This window comes from Pseudomonas folii (assembly GCF_014357575.1).
In the GTDB taxonomy this organism is placed as follows: Bacteria; Pseudomonadota; Gammaproteobacteria; order Pseudomonadales; family Pseudomonadaceae; genus Aquipseudomonas; species Aquipseudomonas folii.
Window position 1 is genome coordinate 1 of the sequence record NZ_JACONW010000133.1, and the last position, 15,197, is coordinate 15,197.

The following is a 15,197-nucleotide window of genomic DNA, read 5'->3' on the forward strand; positions in this document are numbered from 1 at the left end:
ATTAACCGCCACACCCTTCAAATACGGCGCAGGCTCGGCCCCCAGGTTTTCCAGTACCCGGGCGCTGTACCAGTCAATGAAGTTGACCACCCCGAACTCGTACGTTTTGGAGTACGGACCCGGCTGATAGGCGCTGGAGTTGATACCCCGCTGATTTTCTTCGGCCAGACGACGGTCCTGATCGTTGGTCGCGTCCCAGACTTCACGCAGGCGCGCCACATCGTAGTCCACACCTTCGACGGCATCTTTGTGGACCAGCCATTTGGTGCTGACCATGGTTTCCTGGGCGCTGATCGGCCACACCGTGAACACAATGATGTGATCGCCCATGCAGTGGTTCCAGGAATGTGGCAGGTGCAGGATGCGCATTGAGCCCAGGTCCGGGTTGGTGATCCGGCCCATAAGCTTCTTGCTGCCCTGTTTGCCGTCCATGGTCATGGACACCGTGCCTTTGAGCAGCGGCATACGTACGATGCGGTTACGCAGGCCAAACGCGGCGTGAGCGAACGGAATCTTCTCAGCCTCCCAGGCCGCAGCCGATTCGGCGACGTGGTCCTTGAACGACTGGGTGGCACGCGGATCGGTAACGTCGTCCCACTCCAGCAACGTGTTGAGCAGTTCGGGGTGTGAGCCGGTGCAGTGATAGCACTCGCGGTTGTTTTCCAGCACCAGTTTCCAGTTGGCCTTTTCCATCAAGGTGGTTTGCACCGCCACCTTGGTGTTTTCCATGTCGTACGGTTCCATGTAGTGCTTGAGGGTCTGCAGGAACTCGTCGATGGCCGGCGGATTTTCCGCAAGGCTGATGAAGATGTAGCCGCCCGCGGTTTTCACGTTGATCGGCTTGAGGCTGAAGTTCTTCATGTCGAAGTCATCGCCCATTTCGCTACCTGCGTACAGCAAGCGACCGTCCAGCTCGTACGTCCACTGGTGGTAAGGGCAAACCAGCTTGGCGACTTTGCCTTTCTCCTTGGTGCACAGGCGCGAGCCGCGATGACGGCAGACGTTATGAAAAGCGTTAACCGCGCCGTCCGGACCGCGCACCACAACTACCGGGTTCTTGCCGATCTGCAGCGTCAGGTAGTTACCTTTGGCCGGAATCTCGGCGGTCATGCCTGCGATCAGCCACTCTTTGTGGAAGATCTCCTGCATGTCGATTTCAAACAACCGCTCATCACTGTAGAAAGGCTGCGGCAGCGAATAGGTGCGTTCGCGATTCTGCAGCATTTCGGCAGTGGCCTTACGTGCCGGTTCCAGCGGATCGCCCAAGCTCAAGGTTGCGGTGACGTCCATCGTTTGAAGTCCTCATGACCATGCGGTTTACGGTCGACGAATGTGGCTAATACGGTTCTTTGTGGCGTTTGGCACGCAAGGCGGCGGTTGTTTTGCCGCTCATGCTTTTCGATAAACATTTAGTGGCGAGTGTGGAGTCCGGCGCAGACTTGACCTTATCCATGGGCGACATGGCCGAATCCGTTCCCGACGCGCTAATGCAGGTAATCAGGGGCTGGTCGCGATAAGTACGCCGATGTCGCTGGCAGGTAAGTGGGTGATCTGCGCCTTACGCAGAATTCGCATCATGAGGCCGGTCGTCGGCCGTTGGAGATTCAGCATGTCCCAAAGCTTCCTGAGCCCGGTAAATACCCAGACATGGGCCAATGGCCGTCACCTGGTGCGCGTCGTCAAGGTGATTCAGGAAACCTGGGATGTGCGCACCTTCTGCTTCATGGCCGATCAGCCGATCATGTTCTTCTTCAAGCCAGGCCAGTTCGTGACCCTGGAGCTTGAAATTGAAGGCGTGCCGGTGATGCGCTCGTACACTATTTCCAGTTCCCCTTCGGTGCCTTACAGCTTTTCGGTGACGATCAAACGCGTACCGGGCGGCAAGGTTTCCAACTACCTTCACGACACGCTGCATGAAGGTCAGGAGCTGGCAGTCCACGGTCCGGTCGGGCTGTTCAACGCCATTGATTTTCCGAACCCGAAAATCCTCTACCTGAGTGGCGGTGTCGGTATCACGCCGGTGATGTCCATGGCGCGCTGGTTCTACGACACCAACGCCAACGTCGACATGGTGTTTGTGCACAGCGCTCGCTCACCGAAAGACATCATTTATCACCGCGAGCTGGAGCACATGGCGTCGCGGATCGATAACTTCAGCCTGCACCTGATCTGCGAGAAGCACGGCCTTGGCGAGCCATGGGCGGGTTATCGCGGGTATCTGAATCAGAAGATGCTTGAGCTGATGGCGCCGGACTTCATGGAGCGCGAAGTATTTTGCTGCGGACCGACGCCTTACATGACGGCCGTCAAACGCCTGCTGGAAGCCAACGGTTTCAACATGGCGCAATACCATGAGGAATCGTTCGGCGCGACGCCTCCCGAAGCCCGGGCGGACGCCGTTGAGCAAGCGGAAATTGCCGCCGAAGCCCCAGAAGTCGACGCGTCGGATCTACATCAGGTGGAATTCACCGACACCGGCAAGAGCATCCGCGTCGCACCGGGCGAAACCGTCCACGCGGCCGCAGCCAAGCTCGGCTTGATGATCCCCAAAGCATGCGGCATGGGCATCTGCGGGACGTGCAAGGTGATGAAGCTCAGCGGCGAAGTGGAGATGGAGCACAACGGCGGGATTACTGAAGAAGACGAAGCCGAAGGCTACATCCTGTCGTGCTGCAGCATTCCGAAGGGGGATGTGCGGATCGAGTATTAATCGCCTGGGCGATTGATACAGGTAGGAGCGAACTTGTTCGCGAGGCGGCTCGGCAGGCGAATTTATCCATCGTCCTTACAAACATCTCGCGAACAAGTTCGCTCCTACCGGAGTACGTGGTTAAGTTGGAGCGAGCAGGAGGCGCTCCAACGAACTCAAAGCTTGTTACAGACTAAACCTTGAAACCATGCTGTTCAGATCAACAGCCAGGCGCGTCAGCTCGCTGCTGGCGGCGCTGGTTTGTGCTGCACCGTCGGATGACTGGGCCGACAGGTCGCGGATGTTGACCAGGTTGCGGTCCACTTCACGGGCCACTTGAGCCTGTTCTTCGGCGGCGCTGGCGATCACCAGGTTACGCTCGTTGATTTCCACCACCGCGGTATTAATGGTATCCAGCGCCACGCCTGCGCCTTTAGCGATGTTCAACGTCGACTCCGCGCGCTCGGTGCTATTGCGCATTGAGTTGACCGCCTGCTCGGTGCCGCCTTGAATGCTGCCGATCATGCGTTCGATTTCGCTGGTTGACTGCTGAGTGCGATGCGCCAAGGCACGCACTTCGTCAGCCACCACGGCAAAGCCACGCCCGGCTTCACCGGCACGGGCCGCTTCGATGGCCGCATTCAGGGCCAACAGGTTGGTCTGGTCAGCCAGGCCGCGAATGACATCCAGCACCTTGCCGATGTCACGAGACTCTTCAGCCAGATTGCCGATCAGCGTTGCAGTGCTCTGCACATCACCGCTCATGCGTTCGATGGCATTGACGGTTTCCTGAACCAGATCACGACCGTCGCCCGCTGAGGCCGTGGCGTTTTTCGACGCTTCGGAAGTGCTGACCGCATTACGCGCGACTTCTTCCACAGCGCTGGTCATCTCGTTGACGGCGGTCGCGGCTTGTTCGATTTCGTTGTTCTGTTGCGACAGACCACGGGCGCTCTCGTCGGTCACCGCATTAAGCTCCTCGGCAGCAGAAGCAAGCTGGGTGGCGGAACCAGAAATACGGGTCAATGTGTCGCGCAGCTTTTCCTGCATTTTCTGCATGGCGGAGAGCAAACGACCGGCTTCGTCAGTACCGTCGGCTTTGATCGGGCGAGTCAGATTCCCCTCGGCGATGGTTTCGGCGGCTTCAAGCGCTGAAGCAATTGGCTGGGTGATACTGCGGGTCAGCAGCCAGGCGAACAGGACGGTCAGGATTGTGGTGGCGATCAGCAGACCCACCACCAGAGTGAATGCTGACGCGTACTGCTCGGCTGCGCTTTTGTTGGTGTCACTCAATTGCCGGGCATTGATCTCGACCAGTTTGGCCAGCGCTGCGTTCATCTGATCAGAGTTAGCCAGCGTTTCTTCATTGAGCAATTGGCCCAACTCATCGACCTTGCCCGCACGACTCAGGGTCTTGATGCGCTCTTCAAGCTGACGATAGTCGCCCAGCAATCGCACGTATTGGTTGTAGGCGGTTTGCTCTTCCGGAGAGGAAATGAATTTCTCATAAACGGCCTGAGCGTCACTGATTTGTTTGTTACGCATGGCGAACAAATCGATGGTCTTGCTCTGAATGTCTGGTTCGCGGTTGATCAACAAACGATAGGACAGAACGCGCAGGCGAATGCTGACTTCGGTGAGTCGGTCGAGACTCTGGATACTGGGAACGCTGCGTTTGGCGATTTCATCGCCGGCGTCACGGATCTTGCTCATCTGCGACAGCGCAAACACGCCGAGAACAAGCATAAGGGTGCCTATGAAGGCAAAGCCTAGAAACGCGCGAGGCGCGATATTCATGGTGCGTAATGACATGGTTTTTCCAGAGGAAGAAGCGCAGTCCTTGCGTTTGAGGTGAATAGAAGATGTGATGATCCATGCCTATCGGTTACAGGCTAAGGGACTTGAGGTCAACGCACTGAAATCAGGCGTGGCGTAAGGTCGCAGGCTCTCTTCGATATAGCAAAACGCCATGCAAGTCATTGAAAGGTAACGTTTACGGGGACGCGAGCAAAAAAACCGGGAATATCGAAGGCGTCATGTTTTCTCGATCAGGCCGGACTGACGAGCAGCAGGAACCAGATCGGAAAATCACAGTCAACAGGGCCTGTTTATGCACTTGCCTTCAGGGAGAACGCAGCGCGCCAGAACGCCGTTATTTAAGTGGCTTAACTGGTATGCGCAGTGACTTTTCTTTAAGGTGTGCGCCCGTTGAAATTTGCTCGAGAAATCAAAATGTTGGAAGCATCCCTTAGCCAGTTGGAACAACTTGTCAGCGATCTGGTGCAACAAAACCAGCAACTGCAAAGCACAAACGCTCAGCTCAGCACGGAGCTGGCCCAAGCCAGGGATGACAACGACAGTCTGCAATTGAGTCTGATGGAGCAGGAAGAGAAACAAGGTGCCACGGCAGCGCGAATTCAGGCCCTTGTTGACCGTGCGACCAGCGCAAGCGCAGTCAGCGCATGAATACTGACAGGAACGGGGTGACGGTCGTTTCGATTCTCGGCAACGACTATTCGATCAAAGCCCCTGCCGGTGAAGAACAGACGTTGCAGCAGGCCACCGCGTTGCTGCGCGCATCGCTGGCTGACACCAAACGCAAATACCCGACGCTGATTGGCGACCGCCTGTTGGTACTGGCCGCCCTGAACCTGTGCTCGCAGCAGATCGAGCTCAAACAGCAACATCAGGTCGAGCTGGACCGCTGCCGGGAGCAGGTCGACGCGACGGTGGAAGCGATTTCGAAGACGATTGCGCAGAACTGATTCGACTACACAGGTAGGAGCGAACTTGTTCGCGAGGCTGCGCAACTGACACACCGAGTCGCCAGCCTCGCCAACAAGTTGGCTCCTACCGAAATAGCATCGCGCGTTACGCCCCCATCACCAATCGGATATCCGCCGCCAGCTCGCGCACGCGGTCTTCTTCGGTGTCCCACGAGCACATGAAGCGCGCGCCACCGTTACCAATGAATGTATAGAAGCGCCAGCCCTTGGCCGTCAGCGCGGCGATGGCGGATTCGGACAGTTGCAGAAACACGCCATTGGCCTGCACCGGGAACATCAGCTCAACACCCGGAATGTCCTTCACCAGCGCCGCCAGCAATTGCGCGCAATGGTTGGCATGATTGGCGTGCTTGAGCCAGGCATCACCTTCCAGCAGCCCGACCCACGGTGCCGACAGGAAGCGCATTTTCGACGCCAGTTGCCCGGCCTGTTTGCACCGGTAATCAAAATCTTCAGCCAGCTTATGGTTGAAGAACAGGATCGCCTCCCCCACCGCCATGCCGTTCTTGGTGCCACCAAAACACAGCACATCGACACCGGATTTCCAGGTCAGCTCAGCGGGCGAACACTCCAGAAATGCACAGGCGTTGGCAAACCGCGCGCCGTCCATGTGCAGGTTCAGATTCAACTCTTTGCAGGTTGCGCTGATCGCCTTGAGCTCATCTGGCTGGTAAACGCTGCCGACTTCGGTGGCTTGGGTCAGGGTCACGACCCGAGGTTTCGGGTAGTGAATATCCTGACGCTTGAGTGCAACCTCGCGGATGGACTCGGGCGTCAACTTGCCCTGTTCGCTACGTGCAGTGAGCAGCTTGGAGCCGTTGGAGAAAAACTCCGGAGCACCGCACTCGTCGGTTTCAACGTGAGCCGTTTCCGAACAGATAACGCTGTGATAGCTCTGGCACAGGGACGACAGCGCCAGCGAGTTGGCAGCCGTACCGTTGAAAGCGAAGAACACTTCACAGTCAGTTTCAAATAATTTACGGAATTGATCCGAGGCCCGTGCGGTCCATTCGTCATCGCCGTAAGCGCGCTGATGGCCGTGGTTAGCCTGTTCCATCGCAGCCCAGGCTTCAGGGCAGATGCCCGAATAGTTATCACTGGCAAACTGCTGGCTTTTATCGGTCATGGCCGAATCCTTGTCATTGATTATGCTGCGCACTGTAGCGAAGATCGCAGGGTTTGGTCATTAGCTGCCTTGCTGCAGATAGCTTTGGTAGGAGCGCGCTTGCCCGCGATGGCGTCAGGTCAATCAACATCTTTGTCGGCTGACCTGACGCCATCGCGGGCAAGCGCGCTCCTACAGGGCTGGTATTAAACCGGCCTCGTTGCGAAGAAACCCCAAAACGCTGGAGAGATATGGATCTATCGAACCCGCCTTACCTGCCCGGACGCGACAAGGCGCTGGACCTTCTGAAGTGGCTGGCGATGCTGGCCATGGTACTCGACCACCTGCGCTATGTCGGCTGGTCGATAGACGTGCTTTATGTGCCGGGGCGACTGGCATTCCCTTGGTTTTGCCTGGCGATTGCGGCAAATCTGGGGCGTAAGTCCGCGTTGTTTCCTGATCCGAAAGTGCAGTGGCGATATCTGGGCTGGATGCTGTTGTTTGCCGTGCTGGCAGAGCTACCGTATCGGCTATACATGGAGGACGCCCACACGCTGAACGTATTGCCGACGCTGGTTCTCGGCCTGCTGATTGCCCAGGGCTGGCGACACCGCTTGCCTGCGACGCGATTGATGGCGCTTGGTTCGCTGCTGATCGCCGCCCTGTTTCACAAATACCTTATGTTTGGGTTTTTTGGCACGCTGCTGCCGCTGGCGCTGCTGTTAGTGCTGCATCGCCCGATCTGGTTCGCCCTGTTGCCGGGAGCCATTTGCGTGGCGGGCAATGCCTGGCCGCAGATGTTCGCGGGCGCGGCCTGGGGTGATCCTATCTCCATCGGCTCGCTGATCGCCTGCCTGATTGCGCCCTTGCTTGGGTTGGCGCTGCTGCGTCGTCGCCTGACATTTCCGGTCAAGCCGATGCGGCGTTGGGCATATGCGATTTATCCGGCGCATTTTCTGGTGTTGCTGGGGTTGCGGGAAATATTGGCAATATGGATCACACCCGCGCCCCTGTAGGAGTGAGCTTGCTCGCGATGGCGTCTAGTCAGATGATAATTCTCTGAATGACACAGCGCATCGCGAGCAAGCTCACTCCTACAGGGAATAAGGCGGTCTGAAAAACGCTGTAGACAAAACGCCACCACCGCCCTTATCTTCTGCGCTGGCCACCGCAGTGGCCAACGTCGCTCGGACGGTTCCGGGCGCTTACGTATCTGAGGCATCCATGGCAGACTTACCTTCGCCGCGCCGTTTTGCGCGTATCGATCGACTCCCCCCGTACGTCTTCAATATCACCGCCGAGCTGAAAATGGCCGCTCGCCGCCGTGGTGAAGACATCATCGACTTGAGCATGGGCAACCCCGACGGGCCGACCCCACCGCATATCGTCGAAAAACTCGTCACTGTCGCCCAACGTGAAGACACTCACGGCTACTCGACTTCGCGTGGCATCCCGCGTCTGCGTCGGGCGATCTCCAACTGGTATAAAAAACGCTACGACGTCGACATCGATCCGGAAGAAGAAGCCATCGTCACCATTGGTTCGAAGGAAGGTCTCGCGCACCTGATGCTCGCCACCCTCGATCAGGGAGACACGGTGCTGGTGCCAAACCCGAGCTATCCGATTCATATCTACGGTGCCGTGATTGCTGGCGCTCAAGTGCGTTCGGTGCCCTTGATCCCGGGTGTGGATTTCTTTGCCGAGCTGGAAAAGGCCATTCGCGGCTCGATTCCCAAGCCGAAGATGATGATCCTCGGCTTCCCGTCCAACCCGACGGCGCAGTGCGTGGAGCTGGACTTCTTCGAGCGCGTGGTTGCCCTGGCCAAACAGTACGACGTGCTGGTGGTTCACGACCTGGCTTACGCCGACATCGTCTACGACGGCTGGAAAGCGCCGTCGATCATGCAGGTGCCGGGCGCGAAAGACATCGCCGTCGAGTTCTTCACCCTGTCCAAGAGCTACAACATGGCGGGCTGGCGGATCGGCTTCATGGTCGGCAACCCGGAGCTGGTCAACGCTCTGGCGCGGATCAAGAGCTACCACGACTATGGCACCTTCACCCCGCTGCAAGTCGCGGCCATTGCTGCACTGGAAGGCGATCAGCAATGCGTGCTGGACATCGCCGAGCAATACCGTCAGCGCCGCAACGTGTTGGTCAAAGGCCTGCATGAACTGGGCTGGATGGTGGAAAACCCGAAAGCGTCGATGTACGTCTGGGCCAAAATTCCGCCCGCCTACGCCCACCTTGGTTCGCTGGAATTCGCCAAGAAGCTGTTGGCTGAAGCAAAAGTCTGCGTCTCGCCGGGTGTCGGTTTTGGTGAGTACGGCGATGATCACGTGCGCTTCGCACTGATCGAGAATCAGGATCGGATTCGCCAGGCCGTGCGCGGCATTCGCGGGATGTTCCGGGCGGATAAAGCGGTCTAGCCTGTAACGCGCACTCCTGTGGGAGCGGTGCTTGCCCGCGATAAGGCTGGACGCGGTTCGCTTCAGATCGCGTAGACCTTATCGCGGGCAAGCACCGCTCCCACAGACATCATTCCAACCTCCCTCCGTGTTATTTCCCCCTCCTCTCCCACCCATGTCGTAAACGCGCCTTTGCGTGGCGTGCGTAGGCATTTGGCGTCTTGGGTCCGGCCCTAGTATCGCTGTCAAAGGGCCCGGCTCAGATGCTGCGGCCCCACCGATAAGTCAGGCGCGACGCCGCCGCTGGGAGAACCGCGATGTTCAGCAAGAACGACCAAATCCAAGGCTATGACGATGCACTGCTGGCCGCGATGAATGCAGAGGAGCAGCGTCAGGAAGATCACATCGAACTGATCGCCTCGGAGAACTACACCAGCCAGCGCGTGATGGAAGCCCAGGGCAGCGGCCTGACCAACAAATATGCTGAAGGTTATCCGGGCAAGCGCTACTACGGCGGCTGCGAGCATGTGGATAAAGTTGAGGTGCTCGCTATCGAGCGTGCCAAGCAACTGTTCGGCGCTGATTACGCCAACGTTCAGCCGCACTCCGGCAGCTCAGCCAACGCAGCGGTTTACCTGGCGTTGCTGCAAGCTGGCGACACCGTGTTGGGCATGAGCCTCGCCCACGGCGGTCACCTGACCCACGGCGCGAAAGTCAGTTTTTCCGGAAAGCTCTACAACGCGGTGCAATACGGCATCGACACCAATACCGGGCTGATCGATTACGACGAGGTCGAGCGAATCGCCGTCGAGTCCAAGCCAAAAATGATCATCGCCGGTTTCTCGGCCTATTCGAAAACCCTCGACTTCCCGCGTTTCCGGGCCATCGCTGACAAAGTCGGCGCCTATCTGTTCGTCGACATGGCCCACGTTGCGGGCCTGGTCGCGGCCGGTCTGTACCCGAACCCGCTGCCGTACGCAGACGTCGTAACGACCACCACTCATAAAACCCTGCGCGGCCCACGCGGTGGTTTGATCCTGGCCAAGGCCAACGAAGAGATCGAGAAAAAGCTCAATTCCGCCGTATTCCCCGGCGGTCAGGGCGGCCCGTTGATGCACGTGATCGCCGCCAAGGCCGTGTGCTTCAAAGAGGCAGCAGAGCCCGGCTTCGTGGCGTATCAACAGCAGGTGATCGATAACGCTCAGGCCATGGCGCAAGTGTTCATCGACCGTGGCTACGACGTGGTTTCCGGCGGCACCGATAACCATCTGTTTCTGGTCAGCCTGATCCGTCAGGGCCTGACCGGCAAAGACGCCGACGCCGCTTTGGGTCGTGCGCACATCACCGTTAACAAGAACTCGGTGCCCAACGATCCGCAATCGCCGTTCGTGACCTCGGGCCTGCGCATCGGCACTCCAGCAGTGACCACCCGCGGTTTCAAAGTCACCCAATGCATCACGCTGGCCGGCTGGATCTGCGACATTCTCGACAACCTCGGCGACGCCGATGTCGAGGCCAATGTCGCCAGCCAGGTTGCAGCACTGTGTTCCGATTTCCCGGTTTATAGCTGAGTCAGGAGTAGTTATTCATGCAGCATTACTCAGGCTTCGGCCTTCTCAAGCACTCCCTCAGCCATCACGAAAACTGGCAGCGCATGTGGCGCACGCCTACCCCGAAAAAAGTCTACGACGTGGTCATCGTCGGTGGCGGCGGGCACGGTCTGGCGACTGCCTATTACCTTGCTAAAGAGCACGGCATCACCAATGTGGCCGTAGTCGAGAAAGGCTGGCTGGGCGGCGGCAACACGGCGCGTAACACGACTATCGTGCGTTCCAACTACCTGTGGGATGAGTCGGCGCATCTGTACGAACACGCGATGAAACTGTGGGAAGGCCTGTCTCAGGATCTGAACTACAACGTGATGTTCTCCCAGCGCGGCGTGTACAACTTGTGCCACACTCTGCAGGACATGCGTGATTCCGAGCGCCGGGTCAGCGCCAACCGCCTTAATGGCGTGGACGGCGAATTGCTCAACGGCAAACAGGTGGCGGACGAAATCCCGTACCTGGACTGCTCGAAAAACACCCGCTACCCGATCATCGGCGCCACTGTGCAACGTCGCGGCGGCGTTGCCCGTCACGATGCCGTGGCGTGGGGTTTTGCCCGCGCCGCTGATGCCTTGGGCGTGGATTTGATCCAGCAGACCGAAGTGACCGGCTTCCGCAAGGAAAACGGCGTGTGCATCGGTGTGGAAACCAATAAAGGCTTCATCGGCGCCAAGCGCGTCGGCGTGGTGACGGCCGGTAACTCGGGGCACATGGCGAAACTCGCCGGCTTCCGTTTGCCAATTGAATCCCACCCGCTGCAAGCGCTGGTGTCCGAGCCGATCAAGCCGATTATCGACAGCGTGATCATGTCCAATGCGGTACACGGTTACATCAGCCAGTCCGACAAGGGCGACCTGGTGATCGGTGCCGGTATCGACGGCTGGGTGGGCTATGGTCAGCGTGGTTCGTACCCGGTGATCGAACACACGATTCAGGCCATCGTCGAGATGTTCCCGGTACTGTCCCGCGTGCGCATGAACCGCCAGTGGGGCGGCATCGTCGATACCACGCCGGATGCCTGCCCGATCATTTCCAAGACCCCCGTGCCGAACATGTTCTTCAACTGCGGTTGGGGCACCGGTGGCTTCAAGGCTACGCCGGGCTCGGGCAACGTGTTTGCGGCAAGTCTGGCTAAAGGTGAAATGCATCCATTGGCCAAACCTTTCTCCATCGACCGTTTCCACAACGGCGCGTTGATCGATGAACACGGCGCAGCCGCGGTCGCCCACTAAGAGGAGCACTACCTATGCTGCACATCTTCTGTCCTCACTGTGGCGAACTGCGCTCCGAAGAGGAATTCCACGCTTCAGGCCAGGCTCACATCCCGCGTCCACTGGACCCGGCCGCCTGCACCGACGAGCAATGGGGCGACTACATGTTTTTCCGCGATAACCCACGCGGGCTGCATCACGAACTGTGGATCCACGCCGCTGGCTGCCGTCAGTACTTCAACGCGACCCGCGACACCGTGACTTACGAAATTCTCGAAACCTACCCGATTGGCACCAAACCGCAGTTCAGAAACCCTGCGTTTGAGAAGACAGCCAGCGGCGAGGGAGACCAGGTATGAGCCAGACCAACCGACTGCCCAACGGCGGCCGCATAGACCGCAGCAAGGTCCTGAACTTCAACTTCAATGGCCAGACTTATCAGGGCTTCGAAGGCGACACATTAGCCGCCGCTCTGCTGGCCAATGGCGTGGACATCATCGGCCGCAGCTTCAAATATTCCCGCCCTCGCGGCATCTTTGCTGCGGGCTCCGAAGAGCCGAACGCAGTACTGCAGATCGGCGCAACCGAAGCGACCCAAATCCCCAACGTGCGGGCCACGCAACAAGCGCTGTATTCGGGTCTGGTCGCAACCAGCACCAACGGCTGGCCGAGCGTGAACAATGACGTGATGGGAATTCTCGGCAAAGTCGGCGGCAAGCTGATGCCACCGGGTTTCTACTACAAAACCTTCATGTACCCGCAATCGTTCTGGATGACTTACGAGAAGTACATTCGTAAGGCTGCTGGCCTTGGTCGCTCGCCGACCGAAAACGATCCGGACACCTACGACAACATGAACCGGCACTGCGACGTGCTGATCGTTGGCGGTGGCCCGGCGGGTCTGGCGGCGGCTCTGGCTTCAGCGCGCAGCGGTGCCCGAGTCATTCTGGCCGACGAGCAGGAAGAATTCGGCGGCAGCCTCCTGGACAGCCGCGAAAGCCTCGACGGCAAACCGGCTGCTGAATGGGTCGCCACCGTTATCGCTGAGCTGAAAAGCCTGAAGAACGTGGTGTTGCTGCCTCGCGCCACGGTCAACGGCTATCACGATCATAACTTCCTGACCATTCATGAGCGTCTGACAGACCACCTTGGTGACCGAGCGCCTATCGGTCAGGTCCGTCAGCGCATGCATCGGGTTCGCGCCAAGCGTGTAGTGCTGGCCACCGGTACTCACGAACGCCCATTGGTCTACGGTAACAACGACGTGCCGGGTAACATGCTGGCCGGTGCCGTTTCCACTTATGTGCGCCGTTATGGCGTGGCACCGGGCAAGAAACTGGTGTTGTCCACCAACAACGACCACGCCTACCGCGTCGCACTGGATTGGCTCGACGCCAGCCTGCAAGTGGTAGCGATTGCCGATGCGCGTCACAACCCACGCGGCGCGCTGGTTGAAGAGGCTCGCGCCAAAGGCATTCGGATTCTGACCGGCAGCGCCGTGATCGAAGCCCGTGGCAGCAAGCACGTCACCGCCGCTCGTGTGGCAGCGATTGATGTAAAAGCTCATCGCGTAACCAGCCCTGGCGAATGGCTCGAATGCGATCTGGTTGCCAGCTCCGGTGGCTACAGCCCTATCGTTCACCTCGCTTCGCACTTGGGCGGCAAACCCGTCTGGCGTGAAGACATTCTCGGTTTCGTACCGGGCGAAGCGCCGCAGAAGCGCGTTTGCGTCGGCGGCGTGAATGGCGTCTACGCATTGGGCGACGCCTTGGCCGACGGTTTCGAGGGTGGCGTGCGCGCCGCCAGCGAAGCCGGTTTCAAAGTCGTCGAAGGTGTCTTGCCGAAAGCATTGAGCCGAGCCGAAGAACCCACGCTGGCGCTGTTCCAGGTGCCGCATGACAAACCGACTGCCCGTGCGCCGAAGCAGTTCGTTGACCTGCAGAACGATGTCACTGCTGCCGCCATCGAGTTGGCGACCCGTGAAGGCTTTGAGTCGGTTGAGCACGTCAAACGCTACACTGCTCTGGGCTTCGGCACCGATCAAGGCAAGCTGGGCAACGTCAACGGTCTGGCCATTGCCGCACGCTCGCTGAACGTTTCCATTCCGGAAATGGGCACCACCATGTTCCGCCCGAACTACACCCCCGTTACCTTCGGCGCAGTAGCCGGTCGGCACTGCGGGCATATCTTCGAGCCTGTGCGCTTCACTGCCCTGCACGCTTGGCACGTGAGAAACGGTGCCGAATTCGAAGACGTCGGTCAGTGGAAACGTCCGTGGTACTTCCCGAAAGCCGGTGAAGACATTCATGCAGCCGTGGCCCGCGAATGCAAAGCCGTACGTGAAAGCGTCGGCCTGCTGGACGCTTCGACCCTCGGCAAAATCGACATTCAAGGCCCGGATGCCCGCGAGTTCCTGAATCGCATCTACACCAACGCCTGGACCAAGCTCGATGTGGGCAAGGCGCGCTACGGCCTGATGTGTAAAGAAGACGGCATGGTCTTCGACGACGGGGTTACCGCATGTGTCGCGGACAACCATTTCATCATGACCACCACCACGGGCGGCGCGGCTCGCGTGCTGCAATGGCTGGAAATCTATCAACAGACTGAATGGCCTGATCTGAAGGTGTACTTCACCTCCGTGACCGACCATTACGCGACCCTGACGCTGTCTGGCCCGAACAGCCGCAAGCTGCTCAGCGAAGTGACCGACATCGATCTGGACCGTGAAGCCTTCCCGTTCATGACCTGGAAAGAAGGCCTGGTCGGTGGCGTTCCGGCACGGGTGTTCCGTATCTCGTTCACCGGTGAGCTGTCATATGAGGTCAACATCCAGGCCGACTACGCCATGGGTGTGCTGGAAAAAATCATCGAAGCCGGCAAACAGTACAACCTCACGCCGTACGGCACCGAGACCATGCACGTACTGCGTGCCGAGAAGGGTTTCATCATCGTGGGTCAGGACACCGACGGCTCGATGACCCCGGACGACCTGAACATGGGCTGGTGTGTTGGCCGCACCAAACCGTTCTCGTGGATCGGTCAACGAGGCATGAATCGCGAAGACTGTGTGCGTGAACAACGCAAGCAACTGGTCGGACTCAAGCCAATTGATCCCACCAAATGGCTGCCAGAAGGTGCGCAACTGGTGTTCGATCCTAAACAGTCGATCCCGATGACCATGGTCGGTCATGTGACCTCCAGCTATGCGGCCAACTCGCTCGGCTATTCGTTTGCCATGGGCGTGGTCAAAGGCGGCCTGAAGCGCATGGGCGAGCGGGTGTTCTCACCTCAGGCGGATGGCAGCGTGATCGAAGCCGAAATTGTCTCCTCGGTGTTCTTCGATCCGAAGGGTGAGCAGCAGAACGTTTGATGGCTGGCCTCGCCCCTGTG

12 protein-coding genes and 1 pseudogene are annotated in these 15,197 nt (G+C 58.7%); 9 read left to right on the plus strand and 4 right to left on the minus strand.

The genetic code is table 11. The features are described from left to right. The coding region (locus tag H8S59_RS21310) for an aromatic ring-hydroxylating oxygenase subunit alpha (RefSeq protein WP_187522714.1) at window positions 1-1,290 on the minus strand (1,290 nt) is incomplete at its 3' end. Window positions 1,291-1,609: 319 nt separating this feature from the next. Between H8S59_RS21310 and gbcB the strand changes: the two genes are divergently transcribed. Beyond that, on the plus strand, window positions 1,610-2,710 hold the full coding sequence (gene gbcB, locus H8S59_RS21320) for a glycine-betaine demethylase subunit GbcB (protein WP_187522715.1): 1,101 nt from the start codon (window positions 1,610-1,612) through the stop codon (window positions 2,708-2,710). Window positions 2,711-2,875: 165 nt separating this feature from the next. On the opposite strand, the gene H8S59_RS27425 is transcribed toward gbcB, so the two are convergent. Both H8S59_RS27425 and H8S59_RS27430 read right to left on the minus strand, forming a co-directional pair. Then, window positions 2,876-3,748 carry a methyl-accepting chemotaxis protein gene (locus tag H8S59_RS27425; RefSeq protein WP_425504600.1) on the minus strand — a complete coding sequence of 291 codons (873 nt, stop codon included), beginning with the start codon at window positions 3,746-3,748 and terminating at the stop codon, window positions 2,876-2,878. Next, window positions 3,731-4,501: pseudogene (locus H8S59_RS27430) on the minus strand (MCP four helix bundle domain-containing protein); the annotation flags it as partial. The pseudogene H8S59_RS27430 and the gene H8S59_RS27425, both read right to left, overlap by 18 nt. Before the next feature lie 420 nt (window positions 4,502-4,921). On the opposite strand from H8S59_RS27430, the gene H8S59_RS21330 reads away from it, so the two are divergent. Together H8S59_RS21330 and H8S59_RS21335 are read left to right on the plus strand one after the other, a co-directional pair. Further along, window positions 4,922-5,155: a hypothetical protein gene (locus H8S59_RS21330; protein ID WP_027899824.1), complete on the plus strand. Its 234-nt coding sequence runs from the start codon at window positions 4,922-4,924 to the stop codon at window positions 5,153-5,155. Then, window positions 5,152-5,454 (plus strand): cell division protein ZapA, encoded by a 303-nt coding sequence (locus H8S59_RS21335; RefSeq protein ID WP_187522716.1) that lies wholly within the window; start codon window positions 5,152-5,154, stop codon window positions 5,452-5,454. Before H8S59_RS21330 ends, H8S59_RS21335 begins: the two co-directional genes overlap by 4 nt. Window positions 5,455-5,560: 106 nt before the next feature. Here H8S59_RS21335 and H8S59_RS21340 read toward each other — a convergent pair whose 3' ends face one another. Continuing rightward, window positions 5,561-6,601 (minus strand): threonine aldolase family protein, encoded by a 1,041-nt coding sequence (locus H8S59_RS21340; RefSeq protein WP_187522717.1) that lies wholly within the window; start codon window positions 6,599-6,601, stop codon window positions 5,561-5,563. A gap of 230 nt (window positions 6,602-6,831) precedes the next feature. Here H8S59_RS21340 and H8S59_RS21345 point away from each other — a divergent pair, with 230 nt between their 5' ends. From H8S59_RS21345 to H8S59_RS21370, 6 genes are all read left to right on the plus strand, one after another. After that, complete coding sequence (locus H8S59_RS21345) at window positions 6,832-7,596, plus strand: TraX family protein (protein WP_187522718.1); 765 nt, start codon at window positions 6,832-6,834, stop codon at window positions 7,594-7,596. A gap of 208 nt (window positions 7,597-7,804) precedes the next feature. Next, window positions 7,805-9,007 (plus strand): alanine transaminase, encoded by a 1,203-nt coding sequence (alaC, locus tag H8S59_RS21350; RefSeq protein ID WP_187522719.1) that lies wholly within the window; start codon window positions 7,805-7,807, stop codon window positions 9,005-9,007. Between the two features lie 296 nt (window positions 9,008-9,303). Continuing rightward, window positions 9,304-10,557, plus strand: a complete 1,254-nt coding sequence (gene glyA / locus H8S59_RS21355) for a serine hydroxymethyltransferase (protein WP_099267954.1) — start codon at window positions 9,304-9,306, stop codon at window positions 10,555-10,557. Between the two features lie 17 nt (window positions 10,558-10,574). Further along, a complete protein-coding gene (locus H8S59_RS21360; RefSeq protein ID WP_032628141.1) occupies window positions 10,575-11,825 on the plus strand; it encodes a sarcosine oxidase subunit beta family protein in 1,251 nt (416 codons plus the stop codon). Window positions 11,826-11,839: 14 nt separating this feature from the next. Further along, entirely contained in the window at window positions 11,840-12,163 is a 324-nt protein-coding gene (locus H8S59_RS21365; protein WP_087265976.1) for a sarcosine oxidase subunit delta, read from the plus strand. Beyond that, window positions 12,160-15,177: a sarcosine oxidase subunit alpha gene (locus H8S59_RS21370; RefSeq protein WP_187522720.1), complete on the plus strand. Its 3,018-nt coding sequence runs from the start codon at window positions 12,160-12,162 to the stop codon at window positions 15,175-15,177. The genes H8S59_RS21365 and H8S59_RS21370 overlap by 4 nt, the downstream gene beginning before the upstream one ends. The last annotated feature ends 20 nt before the right edge of the window (window positions 15,178-15,197 follow it).